The following is a 16,819-nucleotide window of genomic DNA, read 5'->3' on the forward strand; positions in this document are numbered from 1 at the left end:
GAGAGAGCATGAACGCGGCAACTGAATTTGATTTGGGCCCACTAACCTGGGTCAAGGGCGAGATTGACCAGGCACTGCTCCGCGCCGAAGAGGCGCTGGGCCAATTCGTCTCCAGTGCCGATGCAACACAGCTCAAGTTCTGTCGTACCCACGTGCACCAGGTTCACGGTGCGCTCGACATGGTCGGCTTGAACGGCATCACCGATCTCACCGAATCACTTGAGGCACTCCTGCTGGCGCTCGAAGAGCAGCGCCAGACATGTGATGCAGATACAGAAGCCACCTTGCGTGCGGCACTGGCAACCCTCAGCCAGTATCTCGATGATCTGATGGCTGGCGAACCCCACCAGCCTCTGCGCGTATTTCCTGTTTTCAACCAATTGGCCAAGGCACGCGGACTACCCGCGCCCCACCCTTGCGACCTTTTTTACCCTGATCTGAGCCAGCGCCCGCCAAAATCCTCGGTCATTGCGCCCGACCTGTCGACAGACGAAATGCGGCAGATCCTGCGCACCCAGCGCGCCCGCTTTCAGAAAGGCTTGCTGCAGCACCTGACCAAGCCGGCACTCGCAGCCACGGGGCGACAGGAAATGCGCCAGGCACTGGCCGCGATTGAAGCCATTCAACCCAACTCGATAGCGCGTTCTTTCTGGTGGGTCTCCCAGGCGTTTCTCGAAGCGCTGGAGAACCCGCAACTGGCAGGGGAAGTACCAGCCCGCCAGTTATGCTCCGGTATCGATCTGCAAATCCGCCGACTCCTTGAAGGCTCAAGCAATCTGGCCGAGCGTGTCATGCGCGAAGCGCTGTACTACGTGGCGCGGGCCACCGCGGAGGAAAACTCGCTACTCGCGCAGGTCCAGCAGGTTTTTGCCTTGCCCGCGCTGATTCCTGCCGCTGCAACAATCCAGTCGTTGCCCAAGGTACAGGAAGTCGCCTTGCGTCGCTTGCGCGAATTGCTTGGCAGTATTGAAGAAGTCTGGAACAAATACTGCGCAGGCAGTCCGGCAAGTCTCTCAGCCTTTGCTGAACAGGCCAATACGGGCGCCCAACTGACCAGCGAAATCGGACAAACCGATCTCAAGCGACTGGGTCAGGCCCTGGCCGCAATTGCCAATTGGTTACAGGAAGACGCTAGCCGCTTCAACGACAGCGTTGCCATGGAAGTAGCGACAGCGATCCTGCTGTTACAGAGCGCCCACGACAACTTCAAGCACTTGGGCAACGATTTTGCCCAACAAGTAGATTTGATGGTGGAACGGCTCTACGCCTGCATCGCAGGACGTCCAGCCAGTGGCGGCGATGTGCCGCTGCTCGATGAAATGACGCGACGGGCACAGGAAAAACTGCTGATTGCCCAAGTCGGGCGCGAAATCCAGAATAACCTGGCACAAATTGAACAAGCGCTCGACAGCTTTTTCCGCAATCCAGCCAAGGGACTGGATATGGGCTTGCTGGATGCCCCGCTGAAGCAAATCAGCGGAGCATTGGCCATGCTCGGCCATTTTTCTGCGGTCAACAGCCTCAAGGCGGCAATTTCGCGCATCGCCGGATTTGCAGCACCAAGCTACCAACCCGTCGAAGGCGACTTTCAGCGGGTTGCCGATGAACTGTCAGTTCTCGGCTTCTTCGTAGACTCGCTCCAACATGGAGAAAACAGCTTCGACGATTTTGTTCGCCGCCTGCATGGCGAACAAGCAGCACAAGACAGCGAAGACAAGGTAGAGCCTCTCACGGTTGAGGCTGAGCTGGCCCAGCAAGCACGTGAAACACGAGCCTTGGCCGATGCATTGCGCGAAACACCTGATGATGCAAAGCTGCAAAATGAACTGAAACAAAATCTCGAGGCCATCCAGAAAGATGCCGATCTGGTTGCAGACCGCACACTGGAAGCATCCGCCAAAGCAGCACTTGCCGCACTGGCCTCCGGTGAACAAATCGACTCTGCCCTATCGGGTTTGCCAACACAACAACGCGAAGCCCCCCAGCCATCGGCAGAAACCTTGCAACTGGCCGGCGCCAGCCACGAGGAAATCGACGCCGAACTCCTGGCAATCTTCATCGAAGAAGCTCATGACGTATTGGCCACGATGGGGGAACAAAAGGCCGTACTGCTCATCGACCCGCACAATGGCGAAGCACTGACCACGATCCGCCGGGCCAGTCACACGCTCAAAGGCTCCGGCCGCATGGTTGGACTGAGCGCACTGGGCGAAACCGCCTGGGAAATCGAACAGACGCTGAATTTCTGGTTACGCCAGGACATGGCGGTGACGCCCGAATTGATCGGCCTGATCGACAATACCCACACGCTGTTCTCCGAATGGGTCAAACATCTGGAAACCGGTGCAGGCACTGCGCCCGATAGCAGTGCGCTGACGGCACTTGCCGCGCATCTGCGAGGCGACGACCCGATACTGGCGGCACTCCCTTCGGTCGCCGTACCCCCCCTCGCCAGCCCGCCGGCAGTTGTTGCTGAGGAAGTTGCTGAGGAAGTTGCTGAGGAAGTTGCTGAGGAAGTTGCTGAGGAAGTTGCTGAGGAAGTTGCTGAAGAAGTTGCTGAGGAAGTCGCTGAAGAAGTCGCTGAAGAAGTCGCTGAAGAAGTCGCTGAAGAAGTCGCTGAAGAAGTTGCTGAAGAAGTTGCTGAAGAAGTTGCTGAAGAAGTTGCTGAAGAAGTCGCTGAAGAAGTCGCTGAAGAAGTCGCTGAAGAAGTCGCTGAAGAAGTCGCTGAAGAAGTCGCTGAAGAAGTCGCTGAAGAAGTCGCTGAAGAAGTCGCTGAAGAAGTCCCCGCCCGGCATGACAACGATCTGCAATTGCAGGCAACGGCAGAAGCTTTTGAAGAGTTGCTGATGCTTGATGCAGAGGAAATTCTGCCCGCTATCGATGCAACACCCACACCGGCCACCGATGCTGATGCTGATGCTGATGCTGATGCTGATGCTGATGCTGATGCTGATGCTGATGCTGATGCTGATGAAGTTTTGCCGGTTACCAGCAGTTCGCCAACGCTCTACGACATTTTCCGCGAAGAAGCGCGCGGTCACTTGCAAACCTTGGTTGACAGTTTCGCTGTACTGGAAGCCGCGCCAGCCTCGCCAATGACGTTTGAAATGACGCGGGCCGCACACACGCTGGGCGGCATTGCCGCAACAGTTGGACTGATGCCGCTGAACCACCTGGCGATCAGCCTGGAACACGCCCTGTTGCGCCGCGATGGCTCTGCCCAGCCAAACAGCATTGAGGGCTTGGAGACCGTGCGTCAGGCCATCATGACGCTGGAGCAGATGTTCGCCGGACTGGCCGCACAGCAAGCGCCGGAGGAGCAAACACAACTGATTGGTGCCCTGGAGGAGATTTATCACCCGGCACCGCAGATGGAAGAAAAATCCGAATCTTCCGCTAGCGCCCGGATCATTCAATTGCCGGGCGTCCGAACAACAGTTGCCGTCGAAGAGATCGCGGCGCATGTGGAGCCCTTGCCGACCGAAGCGCCAGCACCACTGACCGATGAACTGGATGAACAACTGCTGCCGATTTTCCTGGAAGAAGCAGCAGACCAGCTACGCGAACTGACCGAGCAATTGCGCGCCTGGCGCGCCGGCCTTGGCGAAGAGGCGGCACCGCGAGCCATTTCCCGCGTGCTGCACACCTTCAAGGGCAATGCCCGGATGGCTGGGGCCATGAACTTGGGCGAGGCAACCCACCTGCTTGAAACCCGTGTTCAGGAAGTGATGACTGCCGGTAGCGCAGATTCAGCCTTCATCGACGAAATCGAAATGGCTTGCGATGCGCTGGCCTTGGCCACCGAACACTTACGCAGCGGCCCACCGGATGAGCCTGTCAGCACGGAAATCCCGTCCACCGAGCCGTCGACCGCAAGCGAACAGCCCCAGTTGCCGGCGAGCACTACGGAAAACGACGCCGAGACGAATACAGATAGCGGCCAACGTGCCATGCTGCGGGTACGTGCCGACCTGATCGACCGGCTGGTTAACGAAGCCGGGGAATTGTCGATTGCCCGCGCCCGGATCGAAGGCGAAATGCGCAGCCTGAAGGGGTCGTTGCTCGATTTGACGGAAAACGTCATTCGCCTGCGCCGCCAGTTGCGCGAAATCGAGATCCAGGCGGAATCGCAGATTCAGGCCCACGTCGCACAAACGCACGACAGCGAGGCCGAATTCGATCCGCTGGAACTCGACCGCTTTACCCGCTTCCAGGAACTGACCCGCTTCATGGCCGAATCGGTCAATGACGTGGCCACCGTTCAACAGAATCTGCTCAAGAATCTGGACGATGCGAATGCCGCAATTCTCGCCCAGGCCCGCTTGAACCGCGGGCTGCAGCAGGAACTGATGGGCGTCCGGATGTTGCCCTTTGCCAGCCAGGCGGAGCGCCTGTATCGCATCGTCCGGCAAACCGCCAAGGAAGTCGGCAAGCGGGCCAATTTCGATATTGTTGGCGGCCAGGTGGAAATCGACCGCTCGGTACTCGACAAGATGATGGCGCCGATCGAGCACATGCTGCGCAATGCCGTGACCCACGGCATCGAGACCCGCGAACAGCGTGCTGCGGTCGACAAGCCGGAAACCGGCGAAATCACCCTCAAGCTGGTTCAGGAAGCCAACGAAATCGTGCTTTCCCTGACCGATGACGGCAAGGGTCTGGATCGCCAGCGCATCCGTGCGCGGGCTGAAGCCATGGGATTATTGTTGCCCGATCAGGAAATCAGCGATGCAGCACTGCTCGATTTCATTTTCCAGCCGGGCTTCTCGACCGCAACCGAGCTGACCCAGGTGTCCGGGCGGGGCGTCGGCATGGATGTCGTGAAAACAGCCGTTGCCGAATTGGGCGGACGGATCGAAATCGAGACCGAAAGCGCTCGCGGCACGACATTCCGGCTCTATCTTCCGCTGACGCTGGCCGTCATGCAAACCCTGCTGGTTCGTGCCGGCAGCCAACAACATGCCGTGCCTTCGACCATGATCGAACAGGTCCTGGAACTGAAGGAAAAAGGGCTGACGGCAATCCGTGAAGCCGGCGAAGCCCAATGGCAAGGCAATCGTTACCCCTTCCATTTCCTGCCCCATCTGCTGGGCGACCTGAGCGCACAACCTGAAGCCCACCGCCAATACTGGGTACTGCTGCTACGGGCCGGTGCCCAGCGCGTAGCCGTGCTGGTCGACGAACTCAAGGGCAATCAGGAAGTCGTGGTCAAGAACGTCGGCGCCCAGCTTGCCCGCGTGGTCGGCATTGCCGGAGCAACGGTTCTGGGCGATGGTCAGGTGATGCTGATCCTCAACCCGGTCGCGCTGGCCGGACGGCTCCAGCCGCAGGATGCCGCTTCGTACGTCCAGCCAGGTTCTGCCGAACCGGTGGCACAAACCATCCAGCACCTGCCGACGGTCATGGTAGTCGATGACTCGCTCACCGTGCGCAAGATCACCAGTCGCCTGCTGCTGCGCGAAGGCTATCAGGTCATTCTCGCCAAGGATGGCGTGGATGCGCTGGAGCAATTGACCGAAGAAATGCCGGACGTCATTCTGTCCGACGTCGAAATGCCGCGCATGGACGGCTTCGATTTCGTCCGTAACGTACGCGCCGATGAACGTCTGCGTAACATTCCGATTGCCATGATCACCTCGCGCACCGCCGACAAGCACCGCAACTACGCACTGGAAATCGGGGCCAACCACTATCTCGGCAAGCCCTACGACGAAGAGGAATTGCTGGCCTTGCTGGCTGGCTATTGCAAAAAAGCCTCCTGAACGACGTTGACCGCAATATTGCGGTCAACGTGCTGCAAACGGCTTTTCCCTATGGCGTTTTTTTCACCACGCCATAACGGGCCAGCGTTTTCTCACGGGCCGCTGCATGGTCGACAATCGGTGCCGGGTAATCGCGTCCGATCACGATGCCTAGTGCTTCCTGTTCGACGCGGCCCATTTTCCACGGTGCATGGATGTATTTTTCCGGCACCTTGGCCAGTTCCGGCACATAGCGGCGGATGAACTTGCCTTCCGGGTCGAATTTCTCCGACTGGTTGAGCGGGTTGAAAATGCGGAAATACGGCTGGGCGTCGCAACCCGACGAGGCGGCCCATTGCCAGCCGCCGTTGTTGGCCGACAGGTCGAAATCATTCAGTTGCTCGGCAAAGTAGCGCTCGCCGAGTCGCCAGTCGAGGCCGAGGTCTTTGCACAGGAAGGATGCAACGACCATGCGCAGGCGGTTGTGCATCCAGCCGCTGTGATTCAACTGGCGCATCGCCGCGTCGACCAGCGGATAGCCGGTGCGTCCCTGCTGCCAGGCGGCCAAGGCCTCCGGCCAGTCGTCCCAGCGGATGGCGTCGTATTCGGGCTTGAAGGAACGTTCGACGACCTGCGGGAAACGGTCGAGGATCATGAAGTAGAAATCGCGCCAGATCAGTTCGCTGAGCCAGGTATCGGCCTGTTCGGCGAGTGCTATGCCGACCAGTTCGCGGATGGAAATCGTGCCGAAACGCAGGTGGACCGAAAGATAACTGACGCCTTTTACCGCCGGGAAATCGCGCAGTGCGCCATAACGCTTGATCCGGCCGGCCCGGAAATCGTCCCACAGCACCCGGGCGCCGGACATGCCGGGCTGAATACCGAGCTTTTCCAGATCGGTTTCGGCGAAACCCAGATCGGCCAGCGTCGGGATGGCAGCTTGTGCCGCATTTTCGGGCAGTGCGGCCAGTCGACCGGAGCATTCGCAGCGCGCGATATCTGCTGAGCCGAGACGCTTCAGCCAGGCATTCTTGTACGGCGTGAACACCGTGAAGGATTTGCCGGCTTGGGTCAGTACTTCGTCGCCATCAAAAATCGCCTGATCCTTGAGCGTCTTAAAGGCAATGCCAGCGGCTGCCAGCCGTGTGCCGACTTCGCTGTCGCGCTGCTTCGCCGCCGGCTCGTAATCGCGATTGGCAAACACGGCGTCGACGCCCAGCTCCAGCGCCAGTGCGGGAATTTCATCGACCGCCCGGGCCTGCCGGACGATCAACCCGCCGCCCCGGGCGCGCAATGCGCCATCCAGTTCAAGCAGCGACGCATGGATGAAATGCACGCGCCGATCATGCTGGCTGGGCAAGACATCCAGAATGTCACGGTCGAAGATGAAGGCGCAGTAAACGGTTTCGGCGTTGGCAAGGGCGGCCGCCAGTGCGGCATGGTCATGGTCGCGCATGTCCCGGCGGAACCAGACGAGAGCTTTTTGTTTTTTCATGTTGGGTTTGTACCCCGCCGACGATTAAAATTCCAGCTATGGACAACGTCAACCTGACCGATAACTTCCTGATCGCGATGCCGAGTCTGGAAGACCCTTATTTTTCCCATGCGCTCGTCTACATTTGCGAGCACACCGAGAACGGTGCGCTGGGAATTATTGTCAATCGCCCGATCGACATGACTCTGGCCGGCCTGTTCGAGAAGATCGACATCAAGCTGGAGCAAGAGACGCTGGCCAATCTGCCGGTCTATTTCGGCGGCCCGGTACAGCTCGATCGCGGCTTCGTGCTGCATCGTCCGCTCGGCCAGTGGCAATCGACGCTGAAGGTCAGTGACGAAGTCGGCCTGACCAGTTCGCGCGACGTGCTGGCCTCGGTGGGCAGTGCCGGTTTGCCGTCGGAAATCATTGTCTCGCTGGGTTATTCGGGCTGGGACGCCGGGCAACTGGAAGACGAACTGGCACAAAACTCCTGGCTGACGGTACCGGCAAGGTCCAGCATCCTGTTCGACCTGCCGCCGGAAGAGCGCCTGCCGGCCGCCATGCAGAAGCTGGGTATCAGCTTCTCGCAACTTTCCGACGTCGCCGGGCACGCCTGACGTGGGGACCGTGCTGGCTTTCGATTTCGGTGAGAAGCGCATCGGCGTCGCGACGGGCGAAACCTTGCTGAGCAGCGCCCATCCGCTGACCGTTATTCACGCCGAATCGAATGACGACCGCTTCGCCGCCATCGGCAAGCTGATCGCCGAGTGGCAACCGGAGCAATTGGTCGTCGGCTTGCCGACGCACGCTGACGGTACGCCGCACGAAATGACCCGTCTGGCGACCAAGTTCGCCGAACGTCTGAAAAAACGCTTCAATTTGCCGGTTTCTTTCGCCGATGAACGCCTGACCTCGCTCGATGCCGAGGCGCGGCTCAGAGAAACCGGCCGCAACAGCAAATCCGCCAAGCCGCTGCTCGACGCGGTGGCGGCTCAACTCATTCTTCAAACCTGGTTCGAAAGTCCGCCGCATGCACCCCAATGAACCCTTGCCCGATGCCGAAGCCCAATGTCGGCAACTGGCCGACCTGATTCGTCCGCAACTCGGCAAAAATCCCGCGCTGGTCGGCATTTACAGCGGTGGCGCCTGGATTGCCGAACGCCTGAGCGAATTGCTCGGCCTGAGCGAGGAAATCGGCCTGATCGACGTTTCCTTCTATCGCGATGATTTCTCCGAAAAAGGTCTGCACCCGCAGGTCAAGCCGACGCTGATTCCCTTCGATGTCGAAGGCCGGCACATCATCCTGGTCGATGATGTGTTGTACACCGGCCGCACGACGCGGGCGGCGATCAACGAGCTGTTCGATTACGGTCGTCCGGCAGCCGTCGATCTGGCCGTGCTGGCGGATCGCGGCGGCCGTGAACTGCCGGTTGCGGCGACCTGGGGTATCTGGGATGTCGCACTGAGCGCGCAGCAAAGCCTGGTGCTGGAGAAGAAAGATTGCGGTCAACTCGCCTGGAGACTGGAAAATGCATAACCCGCAGTTGAACAAGGATGGTGAGCTGACCCATCTGCTGTCGGTCGAAGGCCTGCCCAAACGCATCCTCGACCAGATTCTCGACACCGCCGAATCGTTCATGGAAGTCTCGGCGCGCGAGGTCAAGAAAGTGCCGCTGCTGCGTGGCAAGAGCGTTTTCAACCTGTTCTTCGAGAATTCGACGCGCACGCGCACCACCTTCGAGATCGCCGCCAAGCGCTTGAGCGCCGACGTGATCAATCTCGACATCAACAAGTCGTCGGCCAGTAAGGGCGAGACGCTGCTCGATACCATCGACAACCTGTGTGCCATGCACGCCAACCTGTTCGTCGTCCGCCATGCTTCTTCCGGCGCACCTTACCTGATTGCCGAACACCTGCAACGGGCCGGTCGCGACGACATCCACGTGGTCAATGCCGGCGATGGTCGTCACGCGCATCCGACGCAGGGCCTGCTCGACATGTACACCATCCGCCATTACAAGAAGGACTTCACGCAATTGCGTGTGGCCATCGTCGGCGACATCCTGCACTCGCGCGTCGCCCGCTCCGACATTCACGCACTGACCACGCTGGGCGTCCCGGAAGTCCGCGCCATCGGCCCGGAAACGCTGTTGCCCAAACATCTCGACAAGCTGGGCGTGCATGTCTTCCACGACATGGAAGAAGGCTTGAAGGACTGTGACGTGGTGATCATGCTGCGTCTGCAGAACGAACGCATGACCGGCGCACTGCTGCCCTCGGCTGGCGAGTATTTCCGCCACTACGGCCTGACGCCGCAGAAGCTGGCACTGGCCAAGCCGGATGCCATCGTGATGCATCCGGGGCCGATGAATCGCGGCGTGGAAATCCATTCGGCAGTCGCCGACGGGCCGCAGGCCGTCATCCTGCCGCAGGTCACTTTCGGGATCGCCGTACGCATGGCGGTCATGAGCATAGTTGCGGGGAATTGATCCATGAACATCGAAATCAAGAATGGCCGCGTCATTGACCCGAAAAATGCGGTCGACCGCGAAAATACCTCGCTTTTCATCGTTGACCGCAAGATTGCCAGTATCGGCGAAGCACCGGCTGGCTTTGTCGCCGGGCAAAGTATCGATGCCAGCGGCTGCATCGTTTGTCCCGGCCTGATCGACTTGGGCGCCCGACTGAATTCCATCGAAGCCGAACTGGCCGCCGCCGTTGCCGGGGGCGTCACCAGCGTCGTCGTGCCGCCGGACGCCGACCCACCGCTCGACGAACCCGAACTGGCCGACCGCCTGGTGCATCGTGGCGAAGAAATCGGCAAGGCCCGCGTGCTGCCGCTCGGCGCCCTGACCCTTGGCCTCAAAGGCGAGCGCCTGGCCGAACTGGCCGGTCTGAAGAAAGCCGGTTGCGTCGCCTTTTCGCAAGCCAAGGTGCCGGTGGTCGATACCGAAGCGCTGCTGCGCGCACTGGAATACGCTGCAACCTTCAAGTTCCCGGTTTTCCTGCAACCGCAGGATTACTGGCTGTCGCGCAACGGTATTGCACACGATGGCGAAGTCTCCAGTCGCCTCGGCCTGGCTGGCATCCCGGTCGCTGCCGAAACCATCGCCATTGCCACCATCGTCCAACTGGTGCGCGATACCGGTTGCCGGGTACATCTGACCCGCCTGTCGTCGGCAGCCGGTGTCAAATTGGCCAAAGCCGCGATGGATGACGGCTTGCCGGTCAGTTTCGATATCGGTGTGCATCATTTGCTCCTGACCGAAAACGACATCGGCTTCTTCAATCCGCACGCCCGCTTCAAACCGCCACTGCGCACGCAAAATGACCGCGCGGCGCTGTCGACCGCAGCAGCCAGCGGCTGGGCCGCCATCTGTTCGGACCACACACCGGTCGGCGCCGACGACAAGCTGGTGCCGTTCGGCGAAGCCAAACCGGGGGCCACCGGCCTGGAAGTCCTGCTGCCATTGACCCTGAAATGGGCTGAAGCAGCGGGCGTTTCCTTGTCCGATGCGCTGGCCCGCATCACCTGTGCGCCGGCCGCCATTCTCGGCCTGCCCGGCGGTTCGCTGGAAACCGGTGCGGCGGCTGATATCTGTATCTTCGATCCACAAGCCAACTGGCAACTGACCCCGGAAGCACTGAAGAGTCGGGGCAAAAACTCGCCCTGGCTGGGTTACATGATGGCCGGCAAGGTCCGGCACACGCTGGTGGATGGGCGTATCGTCTATTGACACTACTGGCACCTCAGCCTGCAGGAATACGGCCCCAGTGGCCGTATTTTTTGGCTTACATTCTTATGTCATATTCCTATAGAATATTTTGGCGTACCGGATGGCCGGTGCGTCTGTTCCGCGCAGGCGGAAATTTATTCTGGGAGATAAAGAATGAAGCGTGTCATTACCTTGGGTCTGGCGCTGCTGGCCAGCATTGGAACGGCTTTTGCCGCCGTCAATCTGAATACGGCAACGCTTGCCGAACTCGACACCCTCAAAGGGGTTGGCCCCGGCAAAGCCAAGGCCATCGTCGAATATCGCGAAAAGAATGGCCCGTTCAAGTCGGTCGACGACCTGACGCTGGTCAAGGGTTTTGGCGAGAAAAGCATCGAGAAACTGCGTCCTGATCTGACGGTCGGTGACGGCAACGCAGTCAAGAAGAAATAAGCCGCCGTTGCATACGGCACAATTGCCGTTACGGAGCTACGGCAAGATTCACGGCGGATAACTCCGCCGTGACTTCTCAGTTGGCCAATGCGGCGATACAGGCTTCCGCCACCCCAGTCACTTCAAGCACCTTGCGCCGGGATGTCTGACCGCTTTTCAGGGTAACGGCCGATTTGGCGAGAGCCAGGCGGTCAGCAACGAATGCAATCAAAGCAGCATTCGCCTTGCCATCGACCGGGGGCGCAGCCAGACGAATTTTCAGTGCATCGCCATGCAATCCGGCAAACTCGGTCTTCTTTGCACCGGGTTGAATATGCAGGGTCAGAGTGATTCGCCCCGCTGCGCCGATCCGGTACCAGAGGCTCAAATACGTAGACTCAGGGGATACGCCATCAGACAAACATCAGCACCACCTGCAGCAGCAGGATGGCGACCAGCGGCGACAGGTCGATACCGGCAATCAACGGCACAAAACGACGGATCGGGTCGAGGATGGGGCGGACCAGTTGATTGACCGTCGGCGCAACCGGCGAGTACGGGTTAACCCAGGACAATACGGCTTGCAGAATGAGGGCGCCGATCATGATGTACACGGTCAGACGCAATACACTGCGAATCGCCAGCATCAGGATCATCAACAGCAGGCCTAAATCATCGGCGCCCAGTTCGACCGGCGATAGCGCGACAATCAGGCCGGACAGCATCAGTTGCAGCCACAGCGCAGCCACCAGACTGGCCCAATCGACCCCGCCGAAACCTGGCAGGATGCGGCGCAAGGGTTTGACCGCCCAGTTGGTCAGCTTGATCACAAAATCGCCGAGTTGGCCGGCGAACGAGACGCGCGCCATTTGCATGATGAAACGAAGTAAAAACAACGTACAAAAGAAGCTGACGACTGCATTGAGCAGAAAAAAGACGGCTTGCATCAATCGGCCCCCAACAGTTTCCCCAACTCTCGACCACGCGCGTCGGCCGCTTTGCAGCCGGCGACGATACCGTCCTTGACGCCGCGCTCCAGCATCACGCGCAACGCAGCCTCAGTAGTACCGCCCTTCGACGTCACCCGTTCGCGCAGGACGGCCGCTGGCTCAACAGACTGAGCGGCCAGCGTAGCAGCCCCCTGCACCGTCTCAATGGCCAGTTGGCGTCCCTGTTCCGGCGTAAAACCGAGATCGGAAGCGGCTTGCTGCAGCGCTTCAATGAACAGGAAAACATAGGCCGGACCACTGCCGGAAATCGCTGTCACGCCATCCATCCGGGCTTCGTCATCAATCCACACGGTGCTGCCGACGGCGCGCAGCACGCGGTCAGCCACGGCTTTTTCCGCCTCATTGACGTCCGGCAAGGCACACAAACCGGTGATGCCGGCACCAACCAGCGCCGGGGTATTCGGCATGCAGCGGACGATCTTGCGATGCCCGCCCAGCCAGCGCGACAAGGCCGCCATGTCCAGCCCGGCTGCAATGCTGACGACCAGCGCCGATCCCAGCTTGCCAAGCAGCGGCGCGACGGCTTCCTTCATCTGCTGCGGCTTGACCGCGAGCAGCAGCACATCGGGACTGGCCGGTGCGCTTTCTGCCGTTGCGTGGCAGTTGACCGCATAAGCCGCAGTCAGCCGTTCGCGGGCTTCGGCACCGGGATCGATGACATGAATATCGGCCGCGACAAAGCCCTGCTTCACCATACCGCCGATCAATGCGTTGGCCATATTGCCACCACCGAGAAACAGGATTTTCATGCGTAATTTCTTTCACCAAAAATGGCCGTGCCGATACGCACCAGCGTGGCGCCCTCGGCAATGGCGGCCTCAAGATCGTGGGACATGCCCATGGACAAAGTATCGAGTGCAATGCCCGTAGCCTGCACCTGGGCTGCGAGTTCGCGCAACTGACGAAATGGCAGGCGCTGGGCAGCGATGTCGTCAACTGGTTCCGGAATGGTCATCAAGCCGCGCAGCTGCAGGTGCGGCAAGGCAGCAATGGCCGCGCACAAGGCAAGCACATCGGCCGGCTGGCAACCGCTCTTGCTGGCCTCGCCGGAGACGTTGACCTGCAGGCAGATCTGCAAGGGTGGCAGATCTGCCGGCCGTTGAGCGGACAGGCGTTCGGCAACTTTCAGCCGGTCAACCGAATGTACCCAGTCGAAATGCTCGGCGACCAGGCGCGTCTTGTTGCTCTGCAAGGGGCCGATGAAATGCCACTCAAGTTTTTTCTCCTGCCCCACAGCAAGCAGTTTTTCCACGCCTTCCTGCACGTAGTTCTCACCAAAAGCACACTGCCCGGCGGCTGCGGCCTCAAGGACATCGGATAGTGGCTTGGTCTTGCTCACTGCCAACAAGTTGATACTTAGCGGCGAGCGTCCAGCCGCCTCGGCCGCCCTTGCGATGCGGCTCAGGACTGCTTGCAGGTTGTCGGCGATTGCGCTCATAATCCATCGGGAATTTGCTATCAATCAAAGTATACACGGGCTCCAAGGACCAATCGCATGGATATCACCGAACTGCTGGCGTTCAGCGTCAAGAACAAAGCCTCCGACTTGCACCTGTCTGCCGGCTTGCCGCCGATGATCCGGGTTCATGGCGATGTACGGCGCATCAACCTGCCGCCGATGGAGCACAAGGATGTGCACGGCATGGTGTATGACATCATGAACGATGGCCAGCGCAAGATTTATGAAGAAACGCTGGAGTGCGATTTTTCCTTCGAAATTCCCAACCTGGCGCGTTTCCGGGTCAATGCCTTCAATCAGAATCGCGGTGCCGGCGCGGTTTTCCGGACCATTCCATCGAAGATCATGTCGCTCGAAGATCTGAACTGTCCAAAAATCTTCAAGGACATTTCGGAATTCCCGCGCGGCATCGTGCTGGTTACCGGCCCCACCGGCTCGGGCAAATCAACCACGCTGGCCGCCATGGTCAATCACGTCAATGAAAATGACTACGGCCATATCCTGACCGTTGAAGACCCGATCGAATTCGTTCATGAATCCAAGAAATGCCTGATCAACCAGCGTGAAGTCGGACCGCACACGCTGTCCTTCTCCAACGCGCTACGCTCGGCGCTGCGCGAAGATCCGGACGTCATTCTGGTCGGCGAAATGCGTGACCTGGAAACCATCCGCCTGGCGCTGTCAGCGGCCGAAACCGGTCACCTGGTGTTCGGTACGCTGCACACTTCGTCGGCCGCCAAGACCGTTGACCGGATTGTCGACGTCTTCCCGGCAGCGGAAAAGGAAATGGTCCGTTCGATGCTGTCCGAATCGCTGCGCGCCGTCATTTCACAAACGCTGCTGAAAACCAAGGATGGTCAGGGCCGGATCGCGGCACACGAAATCATGATCGGCACACCGGCCATCCGCAACCTGATTCGTGAGAACAAGGTGGCGCAGATGTATTCGGCGATCCAGACCGGCCAGAACGTCGGCATGCAGACACTCGATCAGAATCTGCTTGAACTGGTTCGGCGCAATGTCGTGTCCAGCGCCGAAGCGCGTAACAAGGCGGCCAACAAGGATGCCTTCCCGGCCTGATGCCGGCAGCGAACAATACTGAACAGGGGAAAAAATGGAACGCGATCAGGCAATGAAATTCATGCACGACCTGCTGCGCCTGATGGCGCAGAAAAAGGGGTCGGACCTTTTCATTACGGCGAATTTTCCGCCAGCCATCAAGATCGACGGCAAGATCACCCCGGTATCGAATCAGGTATTGACCTCGCAGCACACCGCAGAACTGGCCCGGTCGATCATGAACGACCGGCAGGCGGCTGAATTCGAATCGACCCGCGAGTGCAACTTCGCCATCTCGCCAACCGGCATCGGTCGCTTCCGGGTCAATGCACTGGTTCAGCAGGGACGGGTAGCCATTGTCTGCCGCACCATCAACATGACCATCCCGACGCTGGACGAACTTGGTTTGCCGCCGGTGCTCAAGGATCTGGCGATGACCAAACGTGGCCTGATCATCTTCGTCGGCGGCACCGGTACCGGCAAGACCACTTCGCTAGCGGCATTGGTCGATTACCGCAACCAGAACTCGTACGGTCACATCATCACGATCGAAGATCCGATCGAGTACGTGCACGACCACAAGAACTGCATCGTTACGCAGCGCGAAGTCGGCGTCGATACCGACGACTGGGGGCCGGCGCTGAAAAACACCTTGCGCCAGGCACCGGATGTCATCCTGATGGGTGAAATCCGCGATCGTGAAACCATGGACTACGCCATTGCCTTTGCCGAAACCGGCCATTTGGCGCTGGCTACCTTGCACGCCAACAGCACCAACCAAGCCATTGACCGGATCATCAACTTCTTCCCCGAAGAACGCCGTCAGCAATTGCTGATGGATCTGTCGCTCAACTTGCGCGGCATGGTTTCGCAGCGCCTGCTACCGAAGAAGGATGGCAAAGGTCGGGTCGCCGGCATCGAAATCATGCTCAACTCGCCACTGATTTCCGACCTGATCTTCAAGGGCGAAGTCCACGAGATGAAGGAAGTCATGAAGAAGTCGCGTGAACTCGGCATGCAGACCTTCGATCAGGCACTCTTCGATCTCTACGATGGTGGCCTGGTCAGCTACGAAGATGCCTTGCGCAATGCCGACTCGCTCAATGACTTGCGCCTGCAGATCAAACTGCACGGCAAGGAGTCGAAAGAACGCGACCTGAATTCGGGTATCGGCCATCTCGATATCGTTTGATTTTTTTGAGGTATTTCCTGTGTCCCGCTCTGCTCCTCGCGCTTTTGCCCGTTTTACCGCGCCGGTTTTTGCCCTTTTCCTGATGTTGACCGCAGTCGGCGCCCAAGCGGCGCCGCTTGATGCCATTTCCAACGCCGATGCCGGCTCCGGCGTCCGCGAAGCTCTGGCCAAGGGTGCCGATTTTGCCGTTGCCTCACTGGGGCAAAGCAATGGTTTCCTGAACAATAGCCAGGTAAAGATTCCGCTCCCCGGGTATTTGCAAAAGGCGGAATCCGGTTTGCGCATGTTCGGCATGGGCAAACAGGCCGACCAGTTGATCGAAACGATGAACCACGCGGCCGAAAACGCCGTAGCAGAAGCCAAGCCCATCCTCAGCGATGCCATCCGCCGGATGACCCTGCAGGATGCCAAGGCCATCCTGACAGGCGGCGAGGACAGCGTGACGCAATACTTCAAGCGCTCGACGACCGAACAGCTCACGACAAAATTCGCCCCCATCGTCAAGGCAGCCACGCAAAAACTGCAACTGGCCGAGCAATACAACAAGTTCGCCGGCAAAGCGGCCAGTGCCGGCCTGATCGACCAGAAAGATGCCGACATCGACAGTTACGTGACACAAAAAGCCATGGATGGCTTGTTCCTGATGATTGCCGAAGAAGAAAAGCGCCTGCGTTCCAACCCGGTTGCCGCGGGCAGCGCCCTGTTGAAAAAGGTCTTTGGTGCTTTGTAAATCGGC

General features: G+C 59.3%; 15 protein-coding genes. 10 read left to right on the forward strand and 5 right to left on the reverse strand.

Going from position 1 to position 16,819, the window contains the following annotated elements:
* Nucleotides 1–8: 8 nt before the first annotated feature.
* Nucleotides 9–5,762, forward strand: coding sequence for a hybrid sensor histidine kinase/response regulator (locus tag RCI20_RS13635; RefSeq protein WP_306606417.1), 5,754 nt, complete (start codon nt 9–11; stop codon nt 5,760–5,762).
* Between the two features lie 49 nt (nt 5,763–5,811).
* Here the strand turns inward: RCI20_RS13635 and RCI20_RS13640 are convergent, their stop codons facing one another.
* Nucleotides 5,812–7,236 carry a deoxyribodipyrimidine photo-lyase gene (locus RCI20_RS13640; protein WP_306606418.1) on the reverse strand — a complete coding sequence of 475 codons (1,425 nt, stop codon included), beginning with the start codon at nt 7,234–7,236 and terminating at the stop codon, nt 5,812–5,814.
* A 38-nt stretch (nt 7,237–7,274) separates the two neighbouring features.
* Here RCI20_RS13640 and RCI20_RS13645 point away from each other — a divergent pair, with 38 nt between their 5' ends.
* From RCI20_RS13645 to RCI20_RS13670, 6 genes are all read left to right on the forward strand, one after another.
* On the forward strand, nt 7,275–7,835 hold the full coding sequence (locus RCI20_RS13645) for a YqgE/AlgH family protein (protein ID WP_306606419.1): 561 nt from the start codon (nt 7,275–7,277) through the stop codon (nt 7,833–7,835).
* 1 nt (nt 7,836) lies between these two features.
* The gene (ruvX, locus tag RCI20_RS13650) at nt 7,837–8,262 is read left to right on the forward strand and encodes a Holliday junction resolvase RuvX (RefSeq protein ID WP_306606420.1); all 426 of its coding nucleotides are present in this window, start codon (nt 7,837–7,839) and stop codon (nt 8,260–8,262) included.
* Nucleotides 8,249–8,755, forward strand: a complete 507-nt coding sequence (gene pyrR, locus RCI20_RS13655; RefSeq protein ID WP_306606421.1) for a bifunctional pyr operon transcriptional regulator/uracil phosphoribosyltransferase PyrR — start codon at nt 8,249–8,251, stop codon at nt 8,753–8,755. Before ruvX ends, pyrR begins: the two co-directional genes overlap by 14 nt.
* The gene (locus RCI20_RS13660) at nt 8,748–9,707 is read left to right on the forward strand and encodes an aspartate carbamoyltransferase catalytic subunit (protein WP_306606422.1); all 960 of its coding nucleotides are present in this window, start codon (nt 8,748–8,750) and stop codon (nt 9,705–9,707) included. Before pyrR ends, RCI20_RS13660 begins: the two co-directional genes overlap by 8 nt.
* Nucleotides 9,708–9,710: 3 nt before the next feature.
* Nucleotides 9,711–10,955: a dihydroorotase gene (locus RCI20_RS13665; protein WP_306606423.1), complete on the forward strand. Its 1,245-nt coding sequence runs from the start codon at nt 9,711–9,713 to the stop codon at nt 10,953–10,955.
* Nucleotides 10,956–11,108: 153 nt separating this feature from the next.
* Nucleotides 11,109–11,384, forward strand: a complete 276-nt coding sequence (locus RCI20_RS13670; RefSeq protein WP_306606424.1) for a helix-hairpin-helix domain-containing protein — start codon at nt 11,109–11,111, stop codon at nt 11,382–11,384.
* Between the two features lie 76 nt (nt 11,385–11,460).
* Here RCI20_RS13670 and RCI20_RS13675 read toward each other — a convergent pair whose 3' ends face one another.
* Genes RCI20_RS13675 through RCI20_RS13690 form a run of 4 tightly spaced genes read right to left on the reverse strand, consistent with a single transcriptional unit; the run spans nt 11,461 to nt 13,811 of the window.
* A complete protein-coding gene (locus RCI20_RS13675; protein ID WP_306606425.1) occupies nt 11,461–11,751 on the reverse strand; it encodes a DUF167 domain-containing protein in 291 nt (96 codons plus the stop codon).
* A gap of 25 nt (nt 11,752–11,776) precedes the next feature.
* Nucleotides 11,777–12,310: a YggT family protein gene (locus RCI20_RS13680; RefSeq protein WP_306606426.1), complete on the reverse strand. Its 534-nt coding sequence runs from the start codon at nt 12,308–12,310 to the stop codon at nt 11,777–11,779.
* Entirely contained in the window at nt 12,310–13,122 is an 813-nt protein-coding gene (gene proC / locus RCI20_RS13685; RefSeq protein ID WP_306606427.1) for a pyrroline-5-carboxylate reductase, read from the reverse strand. The genes RCI20_RS13680 and proC overlap by 1 nt, the downstream gene beginning before the upstream one ends.
* The gene (locus tag RCI20_RS13690) at nt 13,119–13,811 is read right to left on the reverse strand and encodes a YggS family pyridoxal phosphate-dependent enzyme (protein ID WP_306606428.1); all 693 of its coding nucleotides are present in this window, start codon (nt 13,809–13,811) and stop codon (nt 13,119–13,121) included. Before RCI20_RS13690 ends, proC begins: the two co-directional genes overlap by 4 nt.
* 57 nt (nt 13,812–13,868) lie before the next feature.
* Here RCI20_RS13690 and RCI20_RS13695 point away from each other — a divergent pair, with 57 nt between their 5' ends.
* From RCI20_RS13695 to RCI20_RS13705, 3 genes are read left to right on the forward strand one after another with little or no spacing between them, the layout of a single operon-like run.
* Nucleotides 13,869–14,912, forward strand: a complete 1,044-nt coding sequence (locus tag RCI20_RS13695; protein WP_306606429.1) for a type IV pilus twitching motility protein PilT — start codon at nt 13,869–13,871, stop codon at nt 14,910–14,912.
* Between the two features lie 34 nt (nt 14,913–14,946).
* On the forward strand, nt 14,947–16,083 hold the full coding sequence (locus tag RCI20_RS13700; RefSeq protein ID WP_306606430.1) for a PilT/PilU family type 4a pilus ATPase: 1,137 nt from the start codon (nt 14,947–14,949) through the stop codon (nt 16,081–16,083).
* 19 nt (nt 16,084–16,102) lie between these two features.
* Entirely contained in the window at nt 16,103–16,813 is a 711-nt protein-coding gene (locus RCI20_RS13705) for a DUF4197 domain-containing protein (RefSeq protein WP_306606431.1), read from the forward strand.
* Nucleotides 16,814–16,819: the final 6 nt, after the last annotated feature.

This window comes from Azonexus sp., from assembly GCF_030824335.1.
GTDB lineage: Bacteria > Pseudomonadota > Gammaproteobacteria > Burkholderiales > Rhodocyclaceae > Azonexus.